At 69.7% G+C, this 3,906-nt stretch carries 3 protein-coding genes; 1 reads left to right on the forward strand and 2 read right to left on the reverse strand.

Going from position 1 to position 3,906, the window contains the following annotated elements; translation table 11 throughout:
• Positions 1-115 precede the first annotated feature (115 nt).
• Positions 116-1,273, reverse strand: coding sequence for an acyl-CoA dehydrogenase family protein (locus G6031_RS15525; protein WP_179525029.1), 1,158 nt, complete (start codon positions 1,271-1,273; stop codon positions 116-118).
• 129 nt (positions 1,274-1,402) lie between these two features.
• Entirely contained in the window at positions 1,403-1,927 is a 525-nt protein-coding gene (locus G6031_RS15530; protein ID WP_182653741.1) for a DUF3253 domain-containing protein, read from the reverse strand.
• A 157-nt stretch (positions 1,928-2,084) separates the two neighbouring features.
• Between G6031_RS15530 and G6031_RS15535 the strand changes: the two genes are divergently transcribed.
• Positions 2,085-3,668: an FAD-dependent oxidoreductase gene (locus G6031_RS15535; protein ID WP_182653742.1), complete on the forward strand. Its 1,584-nt coding sequence runs from the start codon at positions 2,085-2,087 to the stop codon at positions 3,666-3,668.
• The last annotated feature ends 238 nt before the right edge of the window (positions 3,669-3,906 follow it).

Here is a 3,906-nt window from a genome sequence, read left to right on the forward strand (position 1 = left end):
TGTCGGCAACCCGCGGTCGTGGCGTCTCCGACGTCGGGGGCATCACCCGGGAACGAGCTCGGGCCGGGACCCGCGCGGCGCGCAGGTCCCGGCCCGGATCAGGCCCGGTGGGGGACTACAGTCCCATGTCCTTGGCGATGATGGTCTTCATGACCTCGTTGGTCCCGCCGTAGATCCGGTTGACCCGGTTGTCCGTGTACAGGCGGGCGATCGGGTACTCGTTGATGAACCCGTATCCGCCGTGCAGCTGCAGGCAACGGTCGATGACCTCGGCCGCGATCTCGGTGCAGAACAGCTTGGCCGATGCGGCCTCGGCCGCGGTCAGCTCTCCCTCGTCGAGTGCCTCGAGCGCGCGGTCGGCGACGGCCTGCGCCGCGTCGACCTTGGCCTGGCAGGCGGCGAGCTCGAACTTGGTGTTCTGGAACGAGGCGACCTCCTTGCCGAAGACCGTGCGCTGCTGGGTGTACTCCTTGGCGAAGCGCACCGCGGCCGCGGCCTGGGCGTAGGCGCCGTACGCGATTCCCCAGCGCTCGGACGGCAGGTTCTGGCCGAGGTAGTAGAAACCACGGTTCTCCTCGCCGAGCAGGTCCTCGACAGGGACCTTGACGTCGCTGAAGGCCAGCTCCGCGGTATCGGAGGTGCGCAGACCGACCTTGTCGAGCTTGCGTCCCACGGAGTAGCCCGCGAGCTTGGTGTCGACGGCCAGGAGGGAGATGCCGAAGCGACGGTCGTCCTCGCGCGGGGGAGCGGTCCGGGCGCAGACGATTACGCGGTCGGCGTGGACACCGCCGGTGATGAAGGTCTTGGCACCGTTGAGGACGTAGTGGGTGCCGTCCTCGGAGAGCTTGGCGGTGCTCTTCATGCCGGCGAGGTCCGAGCCGGTGCCCGGCTCGGTCATGGCCAGCGCCCACATCTCCTCGCCGGAGACGAACTTGGGCAGATAACGCTGCTTCTGCTCCTCGGTCGCCAGGGCCTTGATGTAGGGCAGGCCCAGCAGGACGTGAACGCCCGATCCACCGAAGTTCACGCCCGCCCGGGCGGTCTCCTCGGACTGGATGGCCTCGAACTTGTGCGAGTTGATCCCGGCGCCGCCGTACTCCTCGTCGACGTTGATGCCGAAGACCCCGAGATCGGCGAGCTTGTAGTAGAACTCGCGCGGCACGATGCCCGCGTCGAACCACTCCTGGAAATGGGGGGACACCTCGGACTCGATGAAGGCGCGGATGGTCTGGCGGAAGGCCTCGTGGTCTTCGTTGAACACTGTGCGGCGCAAGGGTGTATGCCTTTCCATTGGACGACCCGCCGTGAGAGGGGGACGGGGCGATCTGGTGAATGTCTCCTACCAGAAGTGATCGTACAAGGCCGCGAACCGCGACATGGCGGGGGTTACCGGCTGGTAGCTTCAGTCCCGTGCCACGCTGCCGTCCGTCGGTGGCCGGAAGTCGAGCGCGTCCGCCGCCACGATGCGGATCGGGCCTCGGATGTCTGCTCCGGAGACGACCCGGCCACGTTGCGTGATGGCGACGACGCCGTCCGCTCGGAGATCCAGGGCGACCTGTCGGGCGGTGTCCATGAGCTCGCGCCACTGGTCGCCGCCCACCGTGCGGGCGGCGTCGCTGGGGCAGATCGAGCCCTCGCCGCGGGAGCGGAGCAGCGTTCGGATAGTCGCGGCCAGCCGGTTCCGCGTCCCCTCCTCGGTCGGATCCCACCAGGGGTCGCCGCGCTCGCCCAGCGCGGTCTTGGCGTCGTGCACCATCACCCGCGCGGCGTCACCCTCGGACTTCACGAGCCGGCGGCCGGTCATGAGCGCGGAGACGAGTTCGGTCCTGAGCGTGTCCGGGATCGACGGATCGGTGGCCCTCCATCGCCTCCCCCTGACCACGATGTAGCGACCGTCCTCGGTGTGTTCGACCTCGTTGCGCGTCACACCGCGATCATGCCCGCACGACGTTGAGGTGTCACGAAACCCGCCGGTCGGGCCACGGAAACGCGCCGGGAAGCTAGTGTAGAACGTGTTCTAGTAGGCGTCGGCCCACGGCCGGTGTCCGGGCCGTGTGCCCGTGACGACGAGATGAGGAGAGCCCGTGACGACGCAGGCCGGCACGTTCGATGCAGAGTTCGATGTGGTTGTGGTGGGATCGGGCGTCGCGGCGCTCTTCGGCGCGGCCGCGGCGGCCTCGCGGGGGCTGTCGACCTGCCTCCTCGAGAAGACGGACCGTTTCGGGGGCACCTCCGCGTACTCGGGCGGCGCGGTGTGGTTGCCCGGCAACGCCGTCCTCGCCCGCGACGGGCTGGAGGACTCGGTGGACACGGGCCGCACCTACTTCCGCGCCGTCGTGGGCGACCGGACCGACCACGACCTGCAGGACGCGTACCTGAACACCGGGCCGATGGTCGTCGACTTTCTCCAGGACACACTGGGAATCCCCACGAGATTCCAGGCGTTCCCCGACTACTTCGACGCACCCGGACGCCAGGAGGTGGGTCGAAGCATCTACCCCAAGCCCATCAAGGGGGAGGAGGTGGGTGAGCGCACCGGAGATATCCGCTCCTCGGTGCCGTCGGATCAGTTCGGTTCCCCGGAGGACACCGCCAGGTTGGAGGGCGGCCGCGCCTGGGTCGCCCGGCTCGTGCTGGCGTTGGATGACATGGAGGCGGCCGAGCTCCGGCTGTCGACGGCTGCGGAGCGACTCATCCGGGACGACGACGGGCGGGTCGTGGGGGTCGAGGTGCGAGAGGGCTCGGGCCTGCGGTCGATTCGCGCACGGCGGGGCGTACTCGTCGCCGCGGGCGGATTCGAGCGGTCGACGGAGTTGCGTCGACGGTGGCAGCGGATGCCGACCTCCGACTGGTCGGCCTCCCACCCGGATACCGGTTCCGGGGACGCCGTCCGCATGTTCGACGAGGTCGGGGCCCGACTCGACCTGCTGGACCAGTCATGGTGGTGTCCGGCGACACTGTTCCCCAACGGGCACGCGGCGTTCACCCTCGGTTTTCGCTCCGGGATCATCGTCGACGGCGCAGGTCGTCGCTTCGCCAACGAACTCCTGCCGTACGACCAGATGGGCCGTCGCATGCACGCCCGGATGGACGACGGAGCGGGCGAGGAGTTCTGGTTCGTCTTCGATGACTCGGAGGCGGGCGGGTATCCGGCGATCTGCGTCCCCGCCCCTGATCCCGAGCAGCTGCGGGCGGCCGGGCTCTGGCACACCGCAGCGACGATCGGGGAGCTGGCAGACGCCATCGGTATCGATCCGGACGTCCTCGCCGAGAGCGTCACCCGGTTCAACGGCCATGCCGCTCAGGGCAGAGATGACGACTTCGGACGGGGCGAGGATCCGTACGGGCGGTTCTTGCTCGGCGCCTCCACGGCCGAGGAATGCCTGCGGCCCCTGGGGGGCGATCGTCTGCACGCCGTGCGCCTGGTGCTGGGGGACCTGGGCACCAAGGGTGGTGCCGTGATCGACCCGAACGGGGCCGTGGTGGGTACCGACGGTGCACCGATCCCGGGCCTCTACGCCGCCGGCAACTCGTCGGCGTCGGTGTCCGGTGAGGCATACCCGGGTCCCGGGGTTCCCCTGGGGTCGGGCATGACCATGGCCTTCCGGGCCGTGGCCGACATGGCCGGGAAGCCGCTGCCGGTGAACCCCGCTCCGGTCGCCCGGTGACCGGAGCGCCCGCCACCTCTCGCGGGTGGCCGGGCACGGTGACCGCACCTCCCGGGTGGTCCCACGGGCCTCCGGCCCAACCCGTCCCATGAGGAGGACGTCCCGGGCGCCGGGGTGAGGCCGGTGTCACGCGGCCCGCGACGTCGACCCCCCGACAGATCACCCGCTCCCGAAAGATCACTCGCCCCCGGTGGAGGAGGCGAGACGACCGCGGGCCGGAACTCCTCTCGGAGTTCCG

It is taken from the genome of Dietzia sp. CQ4, assembly GCF_014145125.1.
GTDB lineage: Bacteria > Actinomycetota > Actinomycetes > Mycobacteriales > Mycobacteriaceae > Dietzia > Dietzia natronolimnaea.